This window comes from Desmonostoc muscorum LEGE 12446 (assembly GCF_015207005.2).
GTDB lineage: Bacteria > Cyanobacteriota > Cyanobacteriia > Cyanobacteriales > Nostocaceae > Nostoc > Nostoc muscorum.
In genome coordinates, this window is the sequence record NZ_JADEXS020000001.1 from 3,392,547 (window position 1) to 3,416,749 (window position 24,203).

Below are 24,203 nucleotides of genomic sequence, written 5' to 3' on the forward strand. Positions count from 1 at the left end.
TCATGCTCCAGGCGCTTAAGCTTGACTTCACTTGAATGTTGACAAAAATATTATATGTAAAAGTATGAAAAGTATGAAAAGTATGAAAAGTATGAAAAGTAATTGTATTAAGTAGGAAAAGCAAGTGAGTCAATCAAGTGAATAAAAACTTGATTAAAGTATTGAATATTCACTATCAATAGTGTAAATTGAAACTTGTAGGTGAATCTAGGGAGTAATAAAATTTGCAGTCAAAGAACTGTTAATTTTATAAAAAATGGAGTTATTTATAGCTCCATTTATACTCAAAAGATTAATAAATAACTAGTTCTGGAACTAGTTAGTCAATATTTCTACAGTGTAATCTGTTGCAATTCTTGGGCTTTAACTACTAAACCGTTGAATAACGGATAAAGCCTTAGTTAAGTTAAGTCGGAAAAACTGATCTTTTAGGTGTAACAATGAAATTTTTTAATGTCAGCAAAATTGCTCTTGGAGTTGCTGTAGCAGCTGCTTGTCTAAGTTTGAATGTCAACAAAGCTTCGGCTGATATTGGGAGTCTAATTTCTAATATCTTGATCAATCTCACAGGCAAAGAATCTGGTTTAAGATTCATCGGCTTAAGCACTAACAATACTCTTGTGAATATCAGTCCTGGTGGATACACAACAACAATTAAAGTCAAAGGACTTGACGGTAATTTACAAGGTATTGACTTCCGTCCAGCAAACCGTTTGCTTTACGGTGTGACTGACACTGACAAGATATACACCATTAATATTACAAACGGTCAGGCTACATTGGTTAGCAATTTATCTAGTAGTTTTAATGGGGGATTTCAGTCAGGGTTTGACTTCAATCCCGTACCAGACCGCTTACGAATAGTAGGTAGCAATGACCAAAATTACCGTATCAATGTAGATACTGGTGCAGTTACAGTTGATGGAACTTTGGCTTATGATACGACCGATATTAATGCCGGAGTTGACCCCAACATTACCGCTGCTGCTTATACAAATTCGGTTGCTGGAGCGACGACAACTCAACTTTTTGGCATTGACTACGACCGTGATGTGTTAGTACTGCAAAACCCACCTAATAATGGTACTCTCAAAACCATAGGCAGTCTTGGCGTCAACTTTTCACCTGTAGCCGGTTTCGACATCTATACAGACTCAAAGGGCAACAATACTGCCTATGCACTGTCTGGTTCATTTCTTTACAAAATTGATTTATCCACTGGTGCAGCAACTAAAATTGCGGAATTACCTGGAGGCGGTTTTATCGGTTTAGCTGTTAGTTCCTGGTAATCATACAATTTTGGATTTTGGATTTTATCCCTCTTCTAAGAAACCAGATTTTCTGAGAAGAGGGTTAAGGCTTGACACGCCAGTAGGGTGTGTTAGCCTGCCGCATAACACACCATTTTAAATTTTCCGTGGGTTAATTTGATCAAAATGTAGGGCTTCTGCTCGATTAAGCTAGAACCTCAGTCTTTAGTAGTGCTTTGCGTAATGCAGTTATCGCTTCTTCTGCCTCTACCAAACGATTGAGAGCAAGCGCAATATCATCTTCAACCTTTAACAGGTTAGCTGCTTTCTTAACAGCTTTTTGTTCTTCAACTGAGTAATTATCATCGGCGCGAGCCATTTGAATTGCATGATATAGCAATGTCCTTGATTTCGACCAATTAGAAACATCAACCGTAATCTTGCTTAGCAGATCTTCTAAATTAGCATTTTTGTATTCAAATGTTTTGTATTTCTCTATGAGACATTTAACAAAGACTTAATATTTTATTGACATGCTAATATCATGTTAGTTTTAACTGAAATTTTTGTTTTTTGAACTTCCAACTTCACACCCCGAATCGAATAATCCAACAACTCCATTGGATGAATAACTGAAATCTTCTTCTCTTGCAAATGCAAATACTTAGTAAAAAGGCGTTGCTGATTTTATGTATGAAAACGATTGTGCATGATATCAAAATCCTTGTAGAGAAGTTGCAATTGCAACGTCTCTACATTTGGATTCATACCGCGATTCAGCAACACCTATAAAAACTTGGGTATCTCTACTGTGAATTGAGAGTAAATAAAATACAGCGTAAATGAGTGTTAATAAATAATGTGGTTTTAACTACGTTATTGAGTTGAATTAGTAAGATAAAATTGCCTAATGAATGTCATCAAAGTGCTGGCTTGTATTGAGTCACAAAAAAGGATAACCAATGAACAAAGAAGTAGCCAAAGTAATCTTATGGGAAGAAAACCAAAAAGATTTTCTGAAAAAATTCTATGATTTACAATTTGTGCCCCGAATAGGAGAGGAAGTTTACCTCAAAAAAGAGAAATGGAAAGTAACCAGAGTTGAACATGATTTAGAAGTAAATGAGGTTAATATCTACATAGAATTAATCAAAAAACCGAAGCAGGATAAATCATCTCATTCATAAATAAAATTGACAACAGGTGCGATAAATAGCTGTCCACACGAAAGTTCGATTATTGTAGAGACGGCTATTTATCGCGTCTTTGCGATATAGAATTTTCACCAAAAAACCTTAACCGAACCGTATTTACATAGCTGTGCTACCCTATAGTAAATCTCTATTTACACCAGATTTAAAGTAAAGTCAGGTATATAACTATTCGTCTATTACCTAGTTATAAAGCGTGTTTTATTCCTGAATTCTGAATTCTGAATTCTGCTGTATTTTTCAAACTCCCAACTTCACGCCCCGAATCGAATAATCCAACAACTCCATCGGGTGGATAACTGAAATGGTCTTACCTTGCAACTGCAAATGCTTAGTAATTTGCAAAGTACACCCTGGATTAGCAGAAGCAATTAACTCAGCACCAGTATTCAATAAATTCTGTACTTTTTGCTGACCCAATTCTTCAGAAACCTCTGGTTGCAACATATTATAAACCCCAGCACTGCCACAACACAAAGCAGCATCTATGGGTTCTTTCAACTTCACCCCTGGAATTTGCCGCAACAACTGACGCGGTTGCACACTAATCTTTTGTCCGTGCAATAAATGACAAGCATCTTGATAAACTAAATTCAGAGGTTTATCAGTCAACGGTGAAAGTTTCGTTGTTAATCCAACAGTTGCCAAAAATTCTTGAGCATCTTTCACCTTAGCGGCAAAATCCTTCGCTTTTTCCCGATATTCTGGGTCATCTTCTAATATATGTCCATACTCTTTTAAAGTATGACCGCAACCAGCAGCATTAATAATTACAAAATCTACATCAGTCTGAGCAAAACTATCAATCATCTGCCTTGCCAAAGCCTTCGCCTGTTCTGTTTGTCCTTGGTGTTCGGGAAGCGCCGCACAACAACCTTGAGATTTCGGAATCACAACTTCGCAACCATTCGCCGTTAAAACCCGCACCGTCGCTTCATTCACTGGAGAGAAAAACAACCGTTGCACACATCCCAAAATCACCCCAACGCGGTAGCGCTTTTCACCTTTAGCGGGAATCACATTAGGCAAATTATCTTGAAAAGATTTGAGAGTAATTTCTGGCAGAATAGATTCCATTGCTGCCAAACGAGGAGAGATTTTATTGAGTAAACCCGTAGCCCGAACTAACTTAGCAAAACCCAACTTTTGATAAACCAACAACGGAACTAACAAAACTCTTAAAAGATGAGGGTAAGGAAACAGAGAAAATATTAATTTACGAATTAATTTATCTGGCAAACTGCGGGGATAATTGCGTTCAACTTGGTGACGAGTAGCAGAAATTAACTTGTCATACTGCACACCAGAAGGACAAGTACTCACACAAGCAAGACATCCCAAACAAGAATCAAAATGTTCTACCGTTGCCGTATTAAGAGCAATTTCACCCTCATTAATTGCATCCATCATATAGATGCGTCCTCTAGGTGAATCCATCTCCTTCCCCAACACCCGATAACTTGGACAAGTCGAGAGACAAAATCCACAATGTACACAACTATCAATCAACTTCGGCTCAGGCGGATGATTCTTATCAAACCCTTTCAAATTCTTCAAACTAGCCGTATTATTAACAGAATTTTCTGAAACTTGCATAATTAATTATTCTCCCCTCTTCCTTTGCGTCCTTTGCGTCCTCGGCGGTTCGTTCAACCTAAATCCCCCCCACAAACCGACCAGGACTTAAAATATTCTTACTATCAAACTGTTCCTTAATCCCGCGCATCAACGCCAAACCATTCCCCGTATAACCCCAAACATCTACTTGTTCTTTAACCCCCACTGGTGCTTCCAGAATTGTTAAAAAACCACTATAAGCTTGAGTGCGTAGGCGCATTAGCAAAAGCTGATTTTTATCCTCTAATTGTAACAAACCTAAACCACTACTGATATGAATTAAACCAAACTCCACCTGAGACAAAATCCCCACCGCAGCAGTAGGTAACACTCCTATTTTGCAGGTAATTACAGATTCTTGAACAGGACAATGTATTCGTTCTTGCAATCTTTCCCATAGACTAGCTTCATGGCCATCTACATAAATTGCCCCATCTAAACCCAACTTTTCCCCTACTTCCACAACTCGGTTTGACTGTTCTTTAACACTCTCACTAATACTTTGAAAGCGAGCAATTAATCCCAATCCCTTACCCAAACCTAAGCCAGACACCAATTTAGTTGATAGCAAATCAGCCTGGATTGGTGTTAACGCCGAACCCCGCAGAGTATCGGCCGCTTGAGATACAGCCTCAGCTTTACCAGTTAGCACCACCGTTGCCGATGCTTCTTGTAACGGGTACAGTCGAAAAGTTACTTGACTAATAACTCCTAATGTGCCGTAAGACCCAGTAAACAACTTCATCAAATCATATCCGGCAACATTTTTGACTACTCTTCCCCCAGCTTTGGCGATTTCTCCATCAGCACGCACAAAAGTAATACCTAGTAATTGGTCGCGCACGCTACCATAGCGTTGTCGTAGAGAACCTGTATCACCTGTGGCGACAATACCGCCAATAGTTGCCGAGTCTGGCGCTGTGGGATCAAGGGCAAGAAATTGCCGCGAGTTTGCCAAAAGTGCTTGGAGATTGGAAAATTTCATCCCTGCTTCTACTGTAACAGTCAAATCACCCACAGCGTGTTCAATCAGTTGGTTGATGCGTTCTGTACTGACTACAACATCAATGCCTTTGGCTAAACCACCCCAAGAGAGTTTACTACCACTACCAAAAGGGAGGATGCGCCAGTTGTTTTTATGAGCTGTAGCGAGGACTGCGGCTAGCTGTTCTTGGGTGCGGGGATAGACAATACAACTCGGAAGGTTTCCAGAAGCTATAGCCCGTTGAATACGTTTTTGCTGATTTAGTTCGACATTTTCCCAAAGGCAAACAGCATTTTCTTCGCCGACGATAGATGTAAGTTCAGAAGCGCAGACGCCTTGCGGCTTGTCGTTAGACATCGCTTTCATTGAGTTTATTTTTTTTACGCCCTACATCTAATTTACTGGTTAACCTGACCAAAAAAGCACATTGCCACTAATATACAGTGTTTTACGGTTGATCGGTAGAATCAGGGGAACAGTGCATGATTTTTGGTTTCTGTCCCAATATAGTGAATGAATCATACTTGCTCAGCATTCACGGTTAATTAATTATTAATTTAACAGCCTTCATTTCCAGGCTGAAAAAGATTTACTGCTTTGCTGGTGTAAAAAGGAGATAACGACGATGATATTTAAAGATTTTTTTACATTGCCTTTATTTAAAGAAGATAGAAGAGGAGAGAGATATATTTTTTGGCAAGTAGACCAAAAATCACAAAATTACATAGCTCGTCTAGTTTCTGAACAACCAGATTTAAGTAAACCGCAATTAGCGAAAATTCTTTTACATAATTTAGAAAATTATCCTGACGATCAATTAAATAGAAGGGTATGGATAGCTTTTTTAGCAAAATTCAGTTATAAAGCTGCTTTTAAAATTAGAACAAACATCCTCAAAGTATCCAGCAGAACTTATTTAGATTATGATTCATTGTTTAATGAATTGTTTCAGATTGCTTTGAGCATTTCTTTATCACCAGAAAAATGCCTATACATTTTTTTTCAAAAAGATGATGAATATGACAATTTAGCATTAAATATTTGGTATTACAAATTTGAAAAATATCTCAGCAAAAGAATGGAGGGATTACTCTGCGATCGCTGGAGAGAGATTGAAGGATTTAGAACATTCCAACGGAGTGACTTGGGGTTAGCTGCTAGGGCAACTAAAACACGAGTTATAACAGTCTTAAAACGTCTTGGTTTTAATGAAGTTACTATTTCGCATTATATTTTAGTATGGCAATGTTTCAGAGAAGCTAATGATGCAAAAATTATCAATATTAGCTCACCGCAGCCTCAAGCATTTGAGGAAATTTGCCGTCGTTATCACCAGTTTTCTCATAAATTACCAAATTTATCTCCCAACCAAATAGTAGATGGCACAGTTATTCAGCAATGGTTACAAGAAATTGGTAGAGCCATTCGTAATTATGTTGATTTTGCTCAAATTTCCTTGGATGAACCAATTTCTCAAGATTCGGAAACATTAACATGGGTTGATTTAATACCAGATGAAAACTCGATTATCCAGAGGGATGCCATATCTCGCAATGAAATTGAAGATTATGTCAAGCAATTAAGACAATTTATCTATACAAAAATCGAACTTCTCAAACCTAAAGAACAAATAATTCCGCTTTTTATACATGGATTAGATTTATCACAAGAAAAAATAGGTATTGAAATTAGTGCTAATCAGTCTACTGTTGGTCGTCGATACAAAAAAATGTTAATGGATTTGTTAACTCAATTAGGGATATGGGCACACGAGCATCTACAGGTAGATATAAATTCGGAAAAACTCAGTGAACTAAAAGCTGAACTGCAAGAATACTTAGATGTGTTTTATCAAAATTTAATCTATAGTTTTTTGGGTGATGCAATCCAATTACTGGAATCTCATACCAGAGACATTATGCGACGATTTTGGTTGGAAAAAATGAAAATGAATCAAATTGCAGAGCTATTAAATTTTCCAGTATTAGAAATTGAGCGTCAACTTTTATCATCCCATCAATCACTACAATTAAATGTAGTCGAACGGATTGAAGCCAGAATCGATATGTTTTTAAACCCTCAAGGAGTAGTGTGGAATCAAGTCGATGATTTAATAGATGAGTGGCTGAAAATCGCTGATTTCACTTATAAGAATTAAAAAACAGGAACAGTAGAATGAATAGCAATTTGCAAGAATTAAAAACTCTTATTTCCGAGGAACTGTGGTTAGAGTGTCTAGAAACAGAACGTAGAGAAGCAGAAGCATTTAGACAATTACAAAGCAATGAAACTGCTCGTAGGAATGCTTATATAAATCATCTTTGTCTGAATGCTTTTTTACGGTGGTTAAAAGAAAATTGGGAGTTAGAATCTTCTTGTCTAGTTTCCAGTACAACGGATTTAACAAGTATCTGGGAAGTAGTGAATGGAACAGCAATAGCTATTGGTCAAACTCGACTAGTGCTAATTCCTAATGATGCAGTTGATACAGAAGAATTTTCTGTGCCGCAAGAATGGATTGATATTCCTAATTGGGCTGGTAATTATTATTTGGCAGTGCAGGTAGACTTAGAACAAAATTGGTTACGATTTTGGGGTTATACGAGTCATAAAACACTTAAAGGAAAAGGCATTTATGACCCTATTTATCGTACATATTCTGTTAATGGAGATGAGCTAATTTCCGATTTAGATATTATTTTGGTAGCTAGAGAAATATGCAATCAAGAACAAGCAGCTATCGACCCTTTGCCCTCATTATCTGAGCAAATAGCAGAATCTTTGATAGCTAAGTTAAGTCAGCCATCTCTTTATTCTCCACGTTTAGATATCAAATTTGAACAGTGGGGGGCATTATTAGCAAATGATGAGTGGCGAAAAAACCTATATATTATGCGACAAGAACAAAAAGTAATTGCCACAGCAAAAACAAAGATTTTGGTAAATCTCAATCAATGGTTAAAGAATAACTTTACTGAATCGATGCAGGCTGGATGGCATTCTGCGACAGAATTTTTAGCACCAGAACGACAGTTAGCTGTTGTCAGAAATAATGCACAACCTGATAGCGTTCAGCAAGCCAAGCTGTTAAATTTGCAGATACAGCTAAAAGAGCAAGCTGTTATTCTTTTGGTGGCGCTAACTCCAGAAGCTGATGGTAGAGTTGGGGTTTTGGTACAGGTTCATCCCTACGGAAGTGAAAAACAATTACCTGCTTTTTTGACTTTGGCTTTACTCTCAGACTCATCACAACAGCTTCAGTCAGTAATATCTAGAGAACGAGACAACTATGTTCAATTACCATATTTTCGTTGTCAGAAAGGTACTAATTTTTTCATTAAAATTGCCATTGGTGATGTCAGTGTGATGGAAAAGTTTGCTATCAATCATGATGTTGATTAATTGGGAGTGGGGAGTGTGGGAGATGAGGGGGATGAGGGGGATGAGGAAGCAGGGGACAAGTTGCAGCAAGTCTTCGCCTCTGCTTTTTCCCCATTCCCTACTCCCTACTCCCTATTTTCAAGGCAAAAGTCTAGTGGTTATGAAGTAATTTACATAAAACTTTAGGTAATTTCTCTTGATTCTTCATAAAAATGTTGTCCAAAAAGCCGTATAAATACTTTTATACTTCAAAAGTATCTCACAGAAGAATAAAGGTTATAAACTAAGTGGAAAAACTTATACTTGTTTTCCTATTATAAATATTTAATCTATGTGTGAGTAGATATTAGCTGCATAGTTAAGTAGCAATGAGTAAGCGCGTTGTCTTAAATTTTGGTAGAGGTAGTTTTGAGACGGGATTTCCTTCAGTGACAGCTGAATTGTGGGAAACTAATGGAGTGCGATCGCAACAATTAATTGGCAGCTTACCTTCAGCACCAGAAATCATTACCTGCTACCGAGAATGGAAACACTTATACAACGCTCTGGCACAACGTTTAAGGCTGAGTTTGTCAATTGAAATTGAAAGTGCCAGTTTGACAAACGTTTCCCAAGATGATTTACACGGTTTATGTCAACGCTTACAAGTAGAAATTAACTATTGGCTAAATGCAGAAACTTTCCGCAAAATCGATCAAAAACTGCGGACATGGTTAAGTCATACAGAAGAAGTACGGGTTGTTATTGAAACAAGTGATGACTTCTTATGGCGCTTACCTTGGCATTTGTGGGAGTTTGTGAAGGATTATCCGCAATCGGAAGTAGTTTTGAGTTTGTTGGAGTCGAAGCAGATAGCTTCTACAGCTCAAACTGCTGCTAATCAAGTGCGTGTTCTGGCTATTTTGGGAGATAGTCGGGGAATTGATATTAGTACAGACAAAAATTTATTAAAAAGTCTACCAGGTATAGTACCCACGTTCTTGTTGGAACCCGATCGCCAAGCGATTAATGATGCATTATGGCAGCAAACTTGGGATATCCTGTTTTTTGCTGGACATAGTTCCAGTCAAGCAGAAAATGGCAAAGCTAAGATTTCCATTAATCAAAACCAAGAAAATCATAGTTTGACTATTAATCAGTTAGAGTATGCCCTATCAAAAGCAATTGAGCAAGGTTTACAACTAGCGATTTTCAACTCTTGTGATGGGTTGGGATTGGCAAAGCAACTAGTTAAGTTAAACATTCCGCAAATTATTGTAATGCGCGAGGATGTGCCAAATGCAGTGGCACAAGAATTCCTCAAATATTTTTTGGAAGAATTGGCGCGGGGTGAATCTTTAGCGATGGCGGTAAGACGCGCTAGAGAAAGACTGCAAGGGTTGGAAAATGAGCATCCCTGCGCTAGTTGGTTACCAGTGATTTGTCAGAATTCTCCAAGTGAATTATCTATTTGGCAAAAGCGCCCAGATGCAAAGCAGCGAGTCCAGAGACATCACCCATTTGCAAAACCAACTCAAAACCGCAAGCGTATTTTAATAGTCATGATGCTGGTAAGTTTCATTGTCAGCAGCTTGGTTATGGGAGGGCGCTATTTGGGATGGTTGCAATCTTCAGAGTTATATGCATTCGATCGCTTCATGCAAACGCGATCGCAATTATTCCCAGAACAACCAGATAACCGTCTTTTAATTATCACCATCGATGAGCCGGATATCCAGTATCAAGAAAACGAAAAAATGCATCTGCGTTGGTCGCTATCCGACGAAGCACTGGCTGAACTTTTGCAAAAATTAGATGCCTATCAACCAAGAGCGATCGGCTTAGATCTTTATCGTGATGTACCTCTTAATTCCCAATATCCCGATTTAGCAACTCGTTTTCAGAAAGACGATCGCCTAATTACTCTCTGCAAAAGTGGAACTACAGGTGATGACGGTGATACTTATGGAAGTGTACCACCACCCAAAGTACCAAACGAACGAATTAGTTTTAGTGATGTTGTTGCAGATGAAGATGATGTGATTCGTCGGCACCTTTTAAGTATGACCCCACTAACAACATCTTTGTGTGTAGCTGAAGATGCCTTTAGCTTCAAATTGGCACTTCATTATCTGAATAAAAAAGAGCCACAATATCAAATTACCGCAGATGGAGATTTACAAATTCGGGATGTGATATTTCCCCAATTAAAAGAACATAGCAGTGGTTATCAAAATGTGGATACTGGTGGTTATCAACTGTTGCTAAATTATCGTTCGCTGGCATCTGTTGATAATATTGCCCAGCAAATTTCCCTCACAGATATTTTGAGCGATCGCATCCGCCCTGAGCAGATTAATTCACTTCATAACAGGCTGATTCTGATTGGGCTTTCGGCACAAAATAAAAATAATGATTTATGGAATTGGACTTTGGACAAAAAGAAGTTTATTCGCGAGTGTGACTCGCGAATAAATGAATGATTAATCTTGTTTATAGTGACGAGCAGAAAAAAGCATAGCCATCAGACCCCCAACAAATAGTAATATCAACTACAAAGTATCTTTGGGTAAATACTGATGGCTATGCCAAAATTTAATAACAATCAATTAATAGCGCAATTTCAAGATTTTAGACAAAAAATTTACAACTGTTTTTCTTCATGTAGCGACGCCTGTATGGATTTGTTGGATGCGCTTGCGGGTAATACGGGAGCCAATTCAATTGCGGAGTTATCTTTAAGTCCTTTGTTTCCCAGAAGCTATAATTCTATTTATAAAGCAATTCAAAAATCATTTAATACAAATATTCAGGAGAAGAACAATGAAGAAGAAGAACAAGAAGAACAAGAAAAACCCAATAACTTAATTAGGGTGGTATCTGAGTTAATTAAGCAACCACAACAACGCCCTTTTTACTTATTCGCTCTTGATACAACACCGCATCCGCGTCCTTACGCGAGGACTTTAGCTGAACGTGGGTATATTTACCAGCCAAATACTATCAAGGGTAACAAACCGATTAATATTGGTCATTCTTATTCGATACTTTCTATCTTACCAGAGAAAGAAACTGGGAATGCCGCCCCTTGGTCAATACCAATATCAGGAGAAAGGGTATCACTTGATAAAACTGGTGTTGATGTGGGTAGTGAACAAATTTCCTCAGTAATGTCTGATTCATCACTGCCCTGGCAGGAAAAATTGTGCGTCTTAGTAGCAGATAGCGCCTATAGTCAGCGTTCATTTCTGTTTGACCAATCCAAACACAAAAATGTGGTAGTGATAGCCAGAGTTCGTAGTAATCGAATTTTCTACCAATCTCCACCCGTTGATGAGTCAAAGAAAAAACGTGGTTGTCCAAAAAAATACGGTGAACGGTTTAATTTAGCTGATGTTGAAACTTGGCACTCTCCCGACGAGACAACACAAATTCAGCAGACAACCTGTAAGGGTCGTCTTTTAAACATCACCATACTCGCTTGGCATCAAATGTTGATGAGGGGAACCAAGCACCAAAAAATGTATTGTCATCCTTTTACTCTGCTCAGAATTCATGTGACTGATGATACTAATCAATCTCTCTGGAAACCAATGTGGTTAATTGTCATAGGTGAGCAACGTGGAGAAATCTCACCTACGGTTGCAAACCATTGCTATAGACAAAGGTTTGATATTGAACACATGCTGCGATTTAGCAAGCAGCGTTTGTTGATGACGCAGTTTCAAACTCCAGATGTTTTGCATGAGGAAAATTGGATACATTTAGTAATCCTAGCTTACGTACAGTTGTGGGCGGCAAGGGAGTTAGCAACACACTTACCCAGGCCATGGGAGCGTTATTTAGAACAAAACAATGATAAAATTGCCACTCCAAGTGTAGTGCAACGCGATTTTCAGAGAATTATTTCAGAGATTGGTACACCCGCTCGTTCTCCCAAAACCAGAGGAAATTCCATCGGTCGAGTTCAAGGTCAAGTTCAAACACAACGAACTAAGCATCCTGTTGTCAAGAAGAAGTCAAAATCAACACTCGCTAAAGTCAAAGCCGCATAAATTTTCTTAGGCTTTAGGCGTTTAACTCAGTCTGACTCAGTTTGTAAAATAACTGGGGTAATTTCTGATGACTAGTTTTTTGTTCGCGAGTGTGACTCGCGAACAAACTTCTTTTTGTCCAAAGTCCAAATGGAAAACTCCATTTAGTGATTCTGCACGACCCTTAACCAAAAAAATACCAGGTGTTTTTATCCAAGCACAGATGGTCAGTCAAATTATTAGTGCAGTTTTAGACAAAAGACCTTTATTGTGGTGGTGGTCTAGTTGGATAGAATTACTCTGGCTATGGCTCTGGTCATTTTTAGGAGCAATTTTCGCCATTTACAAATTTAAACTCATCCAGAGAATTCTCGCAACTTCTATCGGATTATTCAGTTTATGGAGCATCTGCTTAGGCGTCTTTATTCAGGGAGGATGGATACCATTTATTCCTGCTATTTTGGCATTTTTGACTACTCAGTTAATTTTTGTTTATCGATTAAAAAATCTTAATTATAACCTATGAAAAAGAGTAATTTTTTGAGAAAAGTCAACATAATATTTTGCTTAAATTTGTTATTTATTTCTTTAATAATCTCGCCAAAAGTAGCACAATCAGAGAATGTGACACTTTTTAAAAAAGTCATTAATAACAAACCCTTCCAGACTTTTCAGAAGCGGAAATTAGGCAGCGGCGCACCCACTGGACGGCGACGGGGAGGTGCAGGACGCGCTCCTAAATGTCCCAGAGAACTAAATAATATTACAGCGTTAGTACCTGCATTATCAGAAGTAGCAATTAAGGATTCTAAATCTACCTTAGAAGCAACAGTGTCAGAATATCCAACCTTTTGGGTTTATGTACCTGAACTACCTAGCAATGCCCGTTTTGCAGAATTTGTGTTACAGGATATAGATAATAAAAAGAATATCTACAGCAAAAATTTTCTCCTTTCTGATCAAGCTGGAATTATCAGTATGAATTTACCTAACGCACCTGAATATTCATTAAAAATAGGTACAAAATACCGTTGGTTTTTTACAGTTTATTGTAATGAGGAACACACTATATCCGAGGAATATTTTTTTGTAGATTCATACATAGAGCGTGTAGCAATAAATTATAATTTTCAACCAAATGATTACCTTGCTTATGCCGAACATAATATCTGGTATGAGACACTAACTCAGCTAGCTCAACTCTACCGCGATCGCCCCAAAGATCCAACGATCAATCATGACTGGCAGGAATTATTAAAATCTATTAATTTGCCAGATATTCATAATATAGGTTTTATTGAAAATTGAAAATTTAAGTGAATTCCAACGTGAACATTTCAATTTTTCAACAATAAAACCCTTTGTAACTCTCTTACCTTTGCGTACTTTGCGTACTTTGCGGTTCGTTTTTTAATTCTCTTCTTTCTATCTTAAAGCATGATAATAGTAAATTTAAAAATTTGGTATACTCCCATTTCGAGAGATATTAAAAGAGTTTTAACTCTTCGTAGAAAATATTTTTTTAACGAACCGCAAAGTACGCAAAGTACGCAAAGAGAAGAAATGCTTAACCCAAGCGTATTGATTAAAAACCCTTGTTTTTTGGGATAACAAAATGATTTTTTACTTAATCAAAATTTCTGTAAAATTTAGTATTGTAATATTAATTGGGATAGCTTTAAAAAATAGCGATCGCGCTATTGCCCAAGTCATTCCAGACAACACCCTTGGGACTAACGTCGAATCTCTCAACCCACAAATCGACCAAATAACAGGTGGTTCCCAACGTGGTGCAAACCTGTTTCATAGCTTCTCAGAATTTAACGTTGGTGCGGGTAAAAGTGTTTATTTCCAAAATACCAATGGTGTAAATAACATTCTGACTCGCGTCACAGGTAGCAACTCATCGCAAATTTTTGGCACTCTTGGTGTACTTGGTAAAGCCAACTTATTTTTGCTGAATCCTAACGGCATTATCTTTGGTGAAAATGCTCGTTTAGATATTAGCGGTTCCTTCTTCGCCAGCACAGCCAAAAGTTTAGTATTTGAGAATGGCTTAGAGTTCAATACCACTAAAAAAGAAGCACCACCTTTACTGACTATAAACATTCGTCCTGGTTTGCAGACTGCTACAAATGGCAACATTACTAATGCAGGAAACTTAACCGTAAACACAGGAGAAAACCTAACATTATTTGGTAACACAGTCACCAGCACTGGAACAATAACTGCACCGGGTGGGAGAGTAGAAATATTTGGCGATCGCATTGGTTTATTAGACAATGCCAAAATAGACGTTTCTGCTGTCGGTGGCGGGGGTAGAGTCTTAATTGGCGGAGATTTTCAAGGACAAGGTGCAGTTACCAACGCCACTAGGACTTTTATTGGTAAAAATGTCACTATCAACGCCGATGCGATCGATCGCGGGAATGGCGGTAGAGTGGTTGTTTGGAGCGATGGTAGTACCAAATTTTATGGTACGGTTAGCGATCGTGGTGGCGTAAATTCTGGGAATGGCGGCTTTGTCGAAATTTCTGGAAAACAATCTTTAGAATACAAGGGTTTAGTAGACACCAGTGCTACCAATGGAAATGTAGGAACTTTATTACTAGATCCAACAAATATCGAAGTTGTGGATGTTGGTGGAGAAACTTTCGATTTAAATGATGCTGATGCCTTTAGTGATAGCGATCTTGGCGATGATGGTAACACTAAAGTCTATGCTGATGCCTTAAATTTTTCCTTTACCGATGTGATTCTCCAAGCAACAGAAAATATCACTTTCACAGCACCAGTTTTTACATTTTTCCCTGGTGTAGGACTGAGTGCGGAAGCTGGTGACAGCATTTTTGTGAATAATGAAATTATCAGCAATGGTGGTCAAATTCAGTTAAATGCTGGTACAGGCGACTTATTGATTAATTCGCAAATTGCCTCATTAGGAGGAGATATATTTCTCAATGCCAACAACAATATTTTAGTGAACAATCAAATCATCAATCAAGGTGGTCAAATTCAGTTAAATGCTGGTACAGGCGACTTATTGATTAATTCGCAAATTGCCTCATTAGGAGGAGATATATTTCTCAATGCCAACAACAATATTTTAGTGAACAATCAAATCATCAATCAAGGTGGTCAAATTCAGTTCAATACTGACCAAGGTGATATAGCAATTAACTCCAATGTTTTCGCTTTTGAAGGTGATTTGGGAATTAATACTAAAAATCTAATTATAACCCAAGGACTTGTAGCTAGCGATAATACTAATTCTCAAACAGTTATCAATGTCAAAATTAATGCTTCAGAAAGCATCAATATTATTGGTGAAAACAGTAGTTTAATTAGTGCAAGTCGTGGTTCGGCTACAGGAAGTAATTTAGAAATTGACACAGGAACGCTAAATATTCAAAATGGGGGAACTATTGGTCTTTTAACTCAGAGTCAAGAAACAGCAGGTAATCTCACCATTAATGCTAGAAACTCTATTAATGTTAATGGCTCTAGTATATCTACACAAAATATTAACACCCAAAAAGGTGGTAATATTTCTATATTTACAGAAAAATTATTAGTACAGGATACTGGATCTATTACTACACTGGGCAATGGCGGTAAAGCTGGCAACTTGTCTATTCAAGCCAGTGAATCTATAGATGTAATTAATCAAGGAACTATCACCTCAGCTGCAATTCAAGAAAATGGAGCAGCAGGCGACCTTGAAATCGATACAAAAAATTTGAATTTGCAGAATCAAGCTTTAGTTACTTCTAGTTCTGTTGGTTCTAAAAATCCTAGTGGAAAAGTCACAGTCCGCGCTAATAACTCTGTGAATATAGAGACTTCCAGCCAACTATCAAGCACCTCCATTGGTTTTGGAAATGCAGGCGAATTAAACCTATTTACTGGAAAATTAACAATTAGTAATTCTGGTGGTGTCACTTCCCAAACTATAGGCACAGCCAATGCAGGCAACCTTAATATATATGCCGTTGATTCTGTTAATTTAGTTAATGGTGGAATTGTATCTACATCTAGTTTTGGCACAGGTGGTGCTGGTAACCTTTACATTGAGACTAAAAATTTGCATGTTGTAGATGGAAATAGTTTAATATCTACCACTAGTAGTGATACTGGAACCATATATCAAGCTTTGCAAAATTCCGCAGAATCCGAAATCGGAAAACAGATATTATCATTACCTACTGAAATTCGTGAATTTCTCTTTGAAAGTCTTGAAGCAGCTAACCAACAAAGCGGAACTCAAGGTAACTCTGGTAATTTGACTATCCGCGCTACAGAATCAGTCAATATTACCAATACAGGAGGAATATCGACATCCGGTACAGGTAAAGCTTTTGGAGGCACACTTTTTATAGATACTCGCCAGCTAAATCTCCAAAATCAAAGCAACATCTTTACCAATACCTTGGGTTCTGGAAATGCAGGATTTTTGCATATCCGCGCTACAGATGCATTAGCAGTCAGTGGTAACAGTAAAATTTATACTCAAGCCGAACCAGGTAGCACTGGTAACGGAGGAAACATTCTCCTGCAAACAGAACGCTTAGCAATTACAGATAGAGCAGATGTATCATCTGCAACTCTTGGAAAAGGGCGAGGCGGCGATATTCAAATACAAACCAATTCTTTTTTGCTTACCAACAGTGGACGAGTGAATAGTATCAGTGAAGGAACGGGTAATGCAGGTAATATATTTATCGATATTACTGATAAATTGCAAGCCAACCGAGGTGAAATTAAAGCAACCTCCATTCAAGCTGGGGGTGGAGATATCAACATCAATGCAAGAGACATCCGCCTCCGCAACAGTAGCGAAATTACAACCAGTGTTTTTAACGGTACAGGCGGGGGCGGTAATATCGATATTCAATCTGAGATATTTGTTGCTTTAGAGGACAGTGACATCCTCGCAAATGCTGATGCTGGGACTGGAGGTAATATCACAATTAACTCCCCTGTATTTGTGGCACAATTTTTCTCATCAGGTCGTAATCCTGGTGACTTTGCCCAATTTCGCGGTAATGGTCAAGTCGATATCTCCGCAGATTCACGACTAGGAGAAAGTGGAGAAGTTGTCATTAAGAGTATTGACCCCATTCGCAATTTAACGAGCTTACCACAAATACCTGTAGATTCTGAAATCGCGGAAGGTTGTTATAGTCCAACTCAAACTCAAAGCAAGTTTGTCGTCACTGGACGCGGTGGTTTACCGACCAATCCCAAGGATGTTTTAACTAGCGATGCTGTGCAAGTGGATTGGGTGAGTCTTAAACCGAATCCAGAAAATCGACCCACAGCATCTATTAATAATCAAACTACACCAGAATCGATTGTAGAAGCCGCTGGGTGGATAATAAATGCAAAAGGGGAGGTAATTCTTACAGCAAATGTTCCCACAATTAAACCTGATAGTTATTCGCAGCAACCAGTCATTTGTAGTAGGTAAACCCATTTTTTATCTCACGCAGAGGCGCAGAGAAGACGAGGATTTATATAGTCAATTAAATCTCTAAAACTCTTATTCTCTCTGCGTCTCTGCGTCTCTGCGTGATACCAATTCATAGCTAAAAACATGAAATTATTAAAACATTTTTTAATCGCACTGTTGACAGCATCAATCTGTATATTTCTCTCTCCCGTTTTTGCCATCAATCTTCCCGAAAATCCCCAAGCACAAAATCTTTATCAAGCAGGAAAATATGCTGAGGCCGTCAATATTTTAAAACAAGCAATAGCCAGGTTTCAAAGCAATGGCGATAAACTCAATGAAGCTATGGCATTGAGTAACCTATCCTTAGCCTATCAACAATTAGGACAATGGTCAGAAGCAGAAACAACTATTACCCAAAGTCTCAATTTATTATCAAAAATTAACACTTCTGAAAGTTCACAAATTTTCGCTCAAGCTTTAGATATCCAAGGTCGTCTACAATTATCCCAAGGAAATACAGAAGCAGCCCTTAACAGTTGGCAATCAGCAGCTAAGATTTATCAACAATTAAAGGATGATGAATCTTTAACTCGCAATCAAATTAATCAAGCCCAAGCTATGCAAACTTTGGGGTTGTATCTCCAAGCTGATAAAACATTAATTTCCGTTGCCGAAAGCTTGAGTAAATTACCAGATTCCACCGTGAAAGCTACAGGATTCCTCAGTCTGGGAAATATCCGCCGCTTAGTCGGTGACTTTGAGAAATCTCAGAAATTTTTAAAGGAAGGTTTAGAAGTTGCTGAACGAGTACAATCCGAACAAATTAAAAGTGATATTTTACTAAGTTTAGGTAATACATTCCGTAGCCAGAGAAATATTCAAATTAATTTAGACAATAAAGAGAATCAAGAGGATACAAAAAAACATACAAAAGACGCAATTCAATATTATCAACAAGCGACAAATCAATCAGCAACCCCAACTACCAGAATTAATGCCCAATTAAATTTACTCAGTCTCTTCATAGAAGAAAAGAATTGGGACAAAGTATCAACCTTATTACCCCAAATTAAATCTCAGCTTGCAGATTTACCTGTAAGTCGAACATCTGTATACGCCAAGATTAACTTTGCTCAAAGTCTGATTAAGTATGCAGATAATAAATCTTCAACCCTTCAACCTGCTGCCGAGATACTGACACAAGCAGTTCAACAAGCACAAAGCCTCAAAGATCAGCGAGCTGAATCCTATGCACTGGGCACTATGGGGGAACTATACCAGAAAACGGGAGATTTTGTACAAGCTGAGAAATTAATTCAGCAAGCTTTGTCAATCGCCCAAAGTATTAATGCTCGAGATATTGCCTATCAATGGTTATGGCATCTTGGAGGTATTCTAGAAAAACAGGGAGATGGGAAAAGTGCTAGTGCAGCTTATGAGCAAGCATGGAAAATCCTGACAGATCTCCGTACCGACTTAGTAGCAATGAATCAAAATACCCAGTTTTCCTTCCGCGAAAATGTAGAACCTGTGTATCGAGACTTCGTTGATTTATTATTGAGAGATACTAATTCTCAAGAAAGTAATCTTACACGTGCTCGTGAAGTTATAGAGTCTCTACAAATAGCTGAAATTGATAACTTTTTACGTTCACCCTGCTCACGCCCGACAACAGCCATTGACAAATTAGTTGAAAACGATAAATCCACCGCAGTCATCTATCCAATTATTTTAGATCAGCGCTTAGAAGTTATTGTTAAATTACCTGGCACAGAAATTCGACACTACACAACTGCTATCCCCCAGAACGAAGTTGAAGACACTGTAAATAAATTAAAAGATAGTCTAATTTTTATTTCTCAAAATATTCAAATTACTGATTTTTCTGGGAAAATTTATGACTGGTTAATTCGACCTACTGCAAGCGAATTAGATAAAAATCAGATAAAAACCTTAGTTTTTGTCTTAGATGGCTCTTTGCGAAATATCCCCATGTCAGTCCTTTATGACAAAGAACAGCAAAAATATTTGATTCAAAAGTATGCTTTAGCTTTAGCTACTGGGTTAGAATTAGTCGAACCAAAACCCTTAAAAAATGTAAAACTAAATGCCTTACTTGGGGGAGTCGGAGCAGAAAATCCAGTCGCTGGTACAATTTTTACCCCACTAGAAAATGTGAAAGGCGAATTAGAAGAAATTCGCACCCAAATACCGCAGAGTCAAGAACTTTTTAATGAAAAATTAACTAAAACCAACTTAGAGCAGCAAGTAAAATCTCATCCTTTTTCAGTAGTTCATCTAGCAACTCATGGACAGTTTAGTTCTAATCCCGAACAAACTTATATTGTCATCTGGAACGATCTACTCAAAATTAACGAACTAGATAATTTATTAAGAACTAGAGATAATACTAAGCCAGAGAGTATAGAATTACTTGTGCTTAGCGCCTGTAAAACTGCTAAAGGTGATAAACAAGCTGCTTTAGGATTAGCCGGAATTGCAGTTAAATCTGGGGCACGTAGTACTCTAGCATCACTTTGGGTAGCAGATGATTCATCCGCTCGACAATTAATCAGTGAATTTTACAAACAGTTAAATAAAGGAGTGACTAAAGCCGAAGCATTACAACGCGCCCAACTCAGCCTTTTTACTCAAGAAAAAGATAATCCATACATCTGGGCACCATATGTTCTAGTAGGGAATTGGTTATAAAATTTACTCGTAAATATTTTCTTGAAGTGTGTGTGCATGAAAATCTGTATTCATCCCGATACATATACAGAACCAAAAAGCACTTCTTCAGGAAACTATGATTGATAAAACCACATTTAAAACAGCACTACCTCAACCCAAATACTGGATACTTGGCCTTGTATCTACCGCTATAGTTCTCACGCCTACCGTTGCATTTGCTAATCGTTGGGTAGATAGCTTGCGCGCGCAACTCATACGAACAGGTGTTGCTCTAGACTTGGGTGGTAACTACGAACTAACACACGACCCTTTTGTTGATCAACTCAGTAGAAATCAAAGCAATTATATAACAATAAATCTGCGTAGAGGTATAGATTACGGAATTGTAGGAGTATGTGACCAAGATTGCCGAGATATCGACTTAAAACTTTATGACGAAGACGGAAATCTCATAGACTCTGATATTAATTCTGATGACAAACCTGCCGTCAGAGTCAGACCACGTTGGAGCGCTCAATTTAAGATTAAAGTAACTATGGCCAGATGTAGAGCAAATTATTGCTACTACGGTATTGGAGCCTTCGGCAGATAGTAAATTGTATTTTTATTGAACAGAATTCAGAACTCAGGAGTCAGAATTCAGTATGAATTGGAGTCCGACTGGGTAATGAATATTGGTTTAAAACCTCGCCCCTTGTGGGCGAAACTAGGATTAAATTTTTTTCAAAAGTTAAAACTCTATCCCTTCCCTACGGGACGCTGCGCGTAGCTTGCTTCCCTGTAAGGGTACATGGGTAGAGTATTCTGAATTCTGAATTCTGAATTCTGACTCCTATTTATAGCACTTCTTATTTAGATGCAACATACCACAATACAAGGTAGGGGCACAGCATTGCTGTGCCCTTTTTGCCATTCAGCTACTTACCAAAATAATTTACCAACAAAATTATTCAAATTTTCGTGCATGGTTTTTTCAACCTAACCCGATAAAGAACTAGTAGCGTAATCAGGTAATTCTGAAATGGAACTTCACAACCAGCAAACTGTAGTTTGTCCCTTACAGACATTCAAAAACCGACTGATTAATATAACCTTGAAATCAAGAGCAAAAGTATTTGGTATCACTGTATTTACTACTTTTGCGACGATTATCTGTGGTAATCAACCAAGTCTAGCCCAAGATAGCACCTTTTTCTGTGGCAACAATACACAAGGAATACCAACTACTTATGCTCGTACTCAACGTGGTAATGTCCCAGTAATTCGTTGGGTTTCCTGGGACTTTGCGGCTTCTGGTTATAATCCACAGCAACGTTGTCAGGAAGTAACTGGACGTTTTCAAACCTATAAAAATAATGGCACTCTGAATTACATCACCACAGGTATCATGAATCGCCAATCTGTAGTTTGTGTCAGCGATACAAAAGGTGGCGGTTGTCAAGGTTTGTTATTTACTCTTAAACCAGGTGCAAATGCTAGTCGTGTTCTACAACAATTATTTAACATTGGTGATGGCACAGCTACTGGTCCTGTATACGAAGGTTCTAGAGTACCAAGCTATTCTCAAACTGAAACTACTTCTATTGATGTCAATCAGTTTTTGAGTAATAGCCCTGTAGAATCGACATCTGATGCTACCCCTAGTACTCAACCTGAAATCACATCTCCGGCAAAAATTTGGTAGTCATGCAGATATCAGCGCTTGATTACACATGAACAGGAGTTTGTTAATACTGACAGTCTGTCTTGGCATTTATTTAGTTGATTTGCCTTTGCAGATATTAGCTGAAAATACTTCTTTGACGGTAGTTAACTCCTGTGTTGCATCTGAACTATCAACAGTGCAATTGCATTCCTATGCCAAATCAATTACCGTTAAAGTTTTCTCAGGAGACACTTGGGGTTCTGGGATTTTAATCCACAAACAAGGACAAGATTATGGAGTTTTAACTAACGACCATGTATTAATCCCAGGACAAGGAAAACCATATCGTATCCAAACACCCGATGGTCGTATTTACACTGTTGTTGTTGTCGAAGCGGCTAAATTTGAGGGACAAGATTTAGCTTTGCTAAAGTTTTTCAGCCCAAATAAAAAATATCAAGTGGCATCGTTGCAGAAAGCTGCAAAATTATCAGAAAACACTGAAGTTTTTGCAGCTGGCTTTCCTTTAGATTCAACAAATTTTTTGTTTACCCAAGGACAAATAAAACTGTTATTAAATCAACCACTAAAGGGAGGCTTCCAAATTGGATATAGCAATGAGATTCAAAAAGGCATGAGTGGTGGACCAGTTCTCAATCATCAGGGACAAGTCATAGCTATTAATGGTAGACATTCTTATCCTTTGTGGGGTAATCCTTACGTCTTTGAAAATGGTGAGATACCAAGTGCAGCTATACAAAAACAAATGATGAAACTAAGTTGGGCTGTGCCAATACAAACTTTTATCAAAATGGCACCAAAGTCAATTATTTCCCAAGGTTGTTAATCATTTGTCTCCCTTATCTTCCCGTTGCTGATTTTTTACTATTTTTTGGAGTGGAAATTATGAGATACCAAGATAATCTTGCAGCTATTTTAGCGGGTACAGCACTTGTTAGCGTTCTTGTGGTTGTGCAACCAGTAGCTGCTTTTGCTATGACTGGAGAAGAAATTAACAATGTAGCGCGTGAAGTTACAGTTTTAATTAAAGGAAATCAAGGACATGGTTCTGGAGTAATTATTGCTAAAAACAATAATACTTATTATGTTCTTACTGCTTACCATGTTGTTGCACCACAAGATAATTACAATATTGTCACCTTTGACAAACAAGCTTATCAACTGGGTAACATCACCCGCTTACCAGGTGTTGATATGGCTGTTGTACAGTTTAGTAGTAATCAAAACTACAAAGTAGCTCAAATAGCCAATTCTAAACAAGCTGTTGTCGGAAAGTCAGTTTTTATTTCTGGATGGCCTGCACCTGGAAGTACTAAACAACTTGTTCGCCAATTTACATCAGGGCAAATATCAGGTTTATTAGAGCAACCAATAGAAGGCTATCAAATGATTTACACTAATGTCACTCGTAAGGGAATGAGTGGAGGCCCCGTGTTTGATGCTGGTGGTCGTCTAGTTGGTATTCATGGATTGGGAGATACAGAAGACCCAGATTTTTTAAGAAGACAAGGACTAAATCAAGATACCGCTGAAAGCATTGCTAGCTTAATTAAGCCTGGTTTTAATTATGCAATTCCCATTAATACTTTTTTGAGCTTGGCACCTCAACAAGGATTAATTTTGTCATTGAAAATAGATTCTCAATCTGCACCAGATAGCGCAGTAGCGTATACTCCTCCCGCACAAACCGATAAGCGTGATGTGATTGATGATATCAATGGCGTTATAAGTCAAGTAAGGGACTTCGGAAACACATTCAACAATGGAAAAAAAGTGATAACCGATGTTCTCAGAATTTTTCGCTGATATAGGAATCCGGTTTTATTTCTGAAAAGATACGTAGTAGCGTGTCAAGGCTAAAATATTGCATTAGCTTTTCTCTTGTGGGATGGGCGTCTCGCCCGTCCAATGCGGGCAAGATGCCCACACCA

General features: G+C 38.0%; 17 protein-coding genes. 14 read left to right on the forward strand and 3 right to left on the reverse strand.

Annotation, left to right across the window (positions count from 1 at the left end):
• Window positions 1–440 precede the first annotated feature (440 nt).
• Window positions 441–1,289 carry a DUF4394 domain-containing protein gene (locus IQ276_RS14625; protein ID WP_235115671.1) on the forward strand — a complete coding sequence of 283 codons (849 nt, stop codon included), beginning with the start codon at window positions 441–443 and terminating at the stop codon, window positions 1,287–1,289.
• 166 nt (window positions 1,290–1,455) lie between these two features.
• Here IQ276_RS14625 and IQ276_RS14630 read toward each other — a convergent pair whose 3' ends face one another.
• Entirely contained in the window at window positions 1,456–1,749 is a 294-nt protein-coding gene (locus IQ276_RS14630; RefSeq protein WP_193920284.1) for a tellurite resistance TerB family protein, read from the reverse strand.
• Between the two features lie 463 nt (window positions 1,750–2,212).
• On the opposite strand from IQ276_RS14630, the gene IQ276_RS14635 reads away from it, so the two are divergent.
• Window positions 2,213–2,437, forward strand: coding sequence for a hypothetical protein (locus IQ276_RS14635; protein WP_190879173.1), 225 nt, complete (start codon window positions 2,213–2,215; stop codon window positions 2,435–2,437).
• Between the two features lie 264 nt (window positions 2,438–2,701).
• Here IQ276_RS14635 and IQ276_RS14640 read toward each other — a convergent pair whose 3' ends face one another.
• Entirely contained in the window at window positions 2,702–4,057 is a 1,356-nt protein-coding gene (locus IQ276_RS14640; protein ID WP_193920282.1) for a (Fe-S)-binding protein, read from the reverse strand.
• A gap of 58 nt (window positions 4,058–4,115) precedes the next feature.
• Entirely contained in the window at window positions 4,116–5,429 is a 1,314-nt protein-coding gene (locus tag IQ276_RS14645) for an FAD-binding oxidoreductase (protein WP_193920280.1), read from the reverse strand.
• 259 nt (window positions 5,430–5,688) lie between these two features.
• Here IQ276_RS14645 and IQ276_RS14650 point away from each other — a divergent pair, with 259 nt between their 5' ends.
• From IQ276_RS14650 to IQ276_RS14705, 12 genes are all read left to right on the forward strand, one after another.
• The gene (locus tag IQ276_RS14650) at window positions 5,689–7,221 is read left to right on the forward strand and encodes a hypothetical protein (protein ID WP_193920278.1); all 1,533 of its coding nucleotides are present in this window, start codon (window positions 5,689–5,691) and stop codon (window positions 7,219–7,221) included.
• Between the two features lie 17 nt (window positions 7,222–7,238).
• Window positions 7,239–8,465, forward strand: a complete 1,227-nt coding sequence (locus tag IQ276_RS14655; protein WP_193920276.1) for a DUF1822 family protein — start codon at window positions 7,239–7,241, stop codon at window positions 8,463–8,465.
• A 347-nt stretch (window positions 8,466–8,812) separates the two neighbouring features.
• Window positions 8,813–10,906 carry a CHASE2 domain-containing protein gene (locus IQ276_RS14660; RefSeq protein ID WP_235115672.1) on the forward strand — a complete coding sequence of 698 codons (2,094 nt, stop codon included), beginning with the start codon at window positions 8,813–8,815 and terminating at the stop codon, window positions 10,904–10,906.
• 96 nt (window positions 10,907–11,002) lie between these two features.
• The gene (locus IQ276_RS14665; protein ID WP_228043575.1) at window positions 11,003–12,478 is read left to right on the forward strand and encodes an NF041680 family putative transposase; all 1,476 of its coding nucleotides are present in this window, start codon (window positions 11,003–11,005) and stop codon (window positions 12,476–12,478) included.
• Between the two features lie 67 nt (window positions 12,479–12,545).
• Complete coding sequence (locus IQ276_RS14670) at window positions 12,546–12,983, forward strand: CHASE2 domain-containing protein (protein ID WP_193917487.1); 438 nt, start codon at window positions 12,546–12,548, stop codon at window positions 12,981–12,983.
• A 98-nt stretch (window positions 12,984–13,081) separates the two neighbouring features.
• Window positions 13,082–13,765, forward strand: a complete 684-nt coding sequence (locus tag IQ276_RS14675) for a DUF928 domain-containing protein (RefSeq protein WP_193917485.1) — start codon at window positions 13,082–13,084, stop codon at window positions 13,763–13,765.
• A 307-nt stretch (window positions 13,766–14,072) separates the two neighbouring features.
• A complete protein-coding gene (locus IQ276_RS14680; protein ID WP_235115673.1) occupies window positions 14,073–17,927 on the forward strand; it encodes a two-partner secretion domain-containing protein in 3,855 nt (1,284 codons plus the stop codon).
• Window positions 17,928–18,053: 126 nt separating this feature from the next.
• A complete protein-coding gene (locus IQ276_RS14685; RefSeq protein ID WP_193917481.1) occupies window positions 18,054–20,624 on the forward strand; it encodes a CHAT domain-containing protein in 2,571 nt (856 codons plus the stop codon).
• Between the two features lie 220 nt (window positions 20,625–20,844).
• The gene (locus tag IQ276_RS14690; protein ID WP_235115674.1) at window positions 20,845–21,198 is read left to right on the forward strand and encodes a hypothetical protein; all 354 of its coding nucleotides are present in this window, start codon (window positions 20,845–20,847) and stop codon (window positions 21,196–21,198) included.
• 429 nt (window positions 21,199–21,627) lie between these two features.
• Window positions 21,628–22,290 (forward strand): COP23 domain-containing protein, encoded by a 663-nt coding sequence (locus IQ276_RS14695; protein WP_193917479.1) that lies wholly within the window; start codon window positions 21,628–21,630, stop codon window positions 22,288–22,290.
• A gap of 28 nt (window positions 22,291–22,318) precedes the next feature.
• On the forward strand, window positions 22,319–23,098 hold the full coding sequence (locus tag IQ276_RS14700) for a S1 family peptidase (RefSeq protein ID WP_235115675.1): 780 nt from the start codon (window positions 22,319–22,321) through the stop codon (window positions 23,096–23,098).
• 59 nt (window positions 23,099–23,157) lie between these two features.
• Entirely contained in the window at window positions 23,158–24,078 is a 921-nt protein-coding gene (locus IQ276_RS14705) for a S1 family peptidase (RefSeq protein ID WP_193917475.1), read from the forward strand.
• Window positions 24,079–24,203 lie beyond the last annotated feature (125 nt).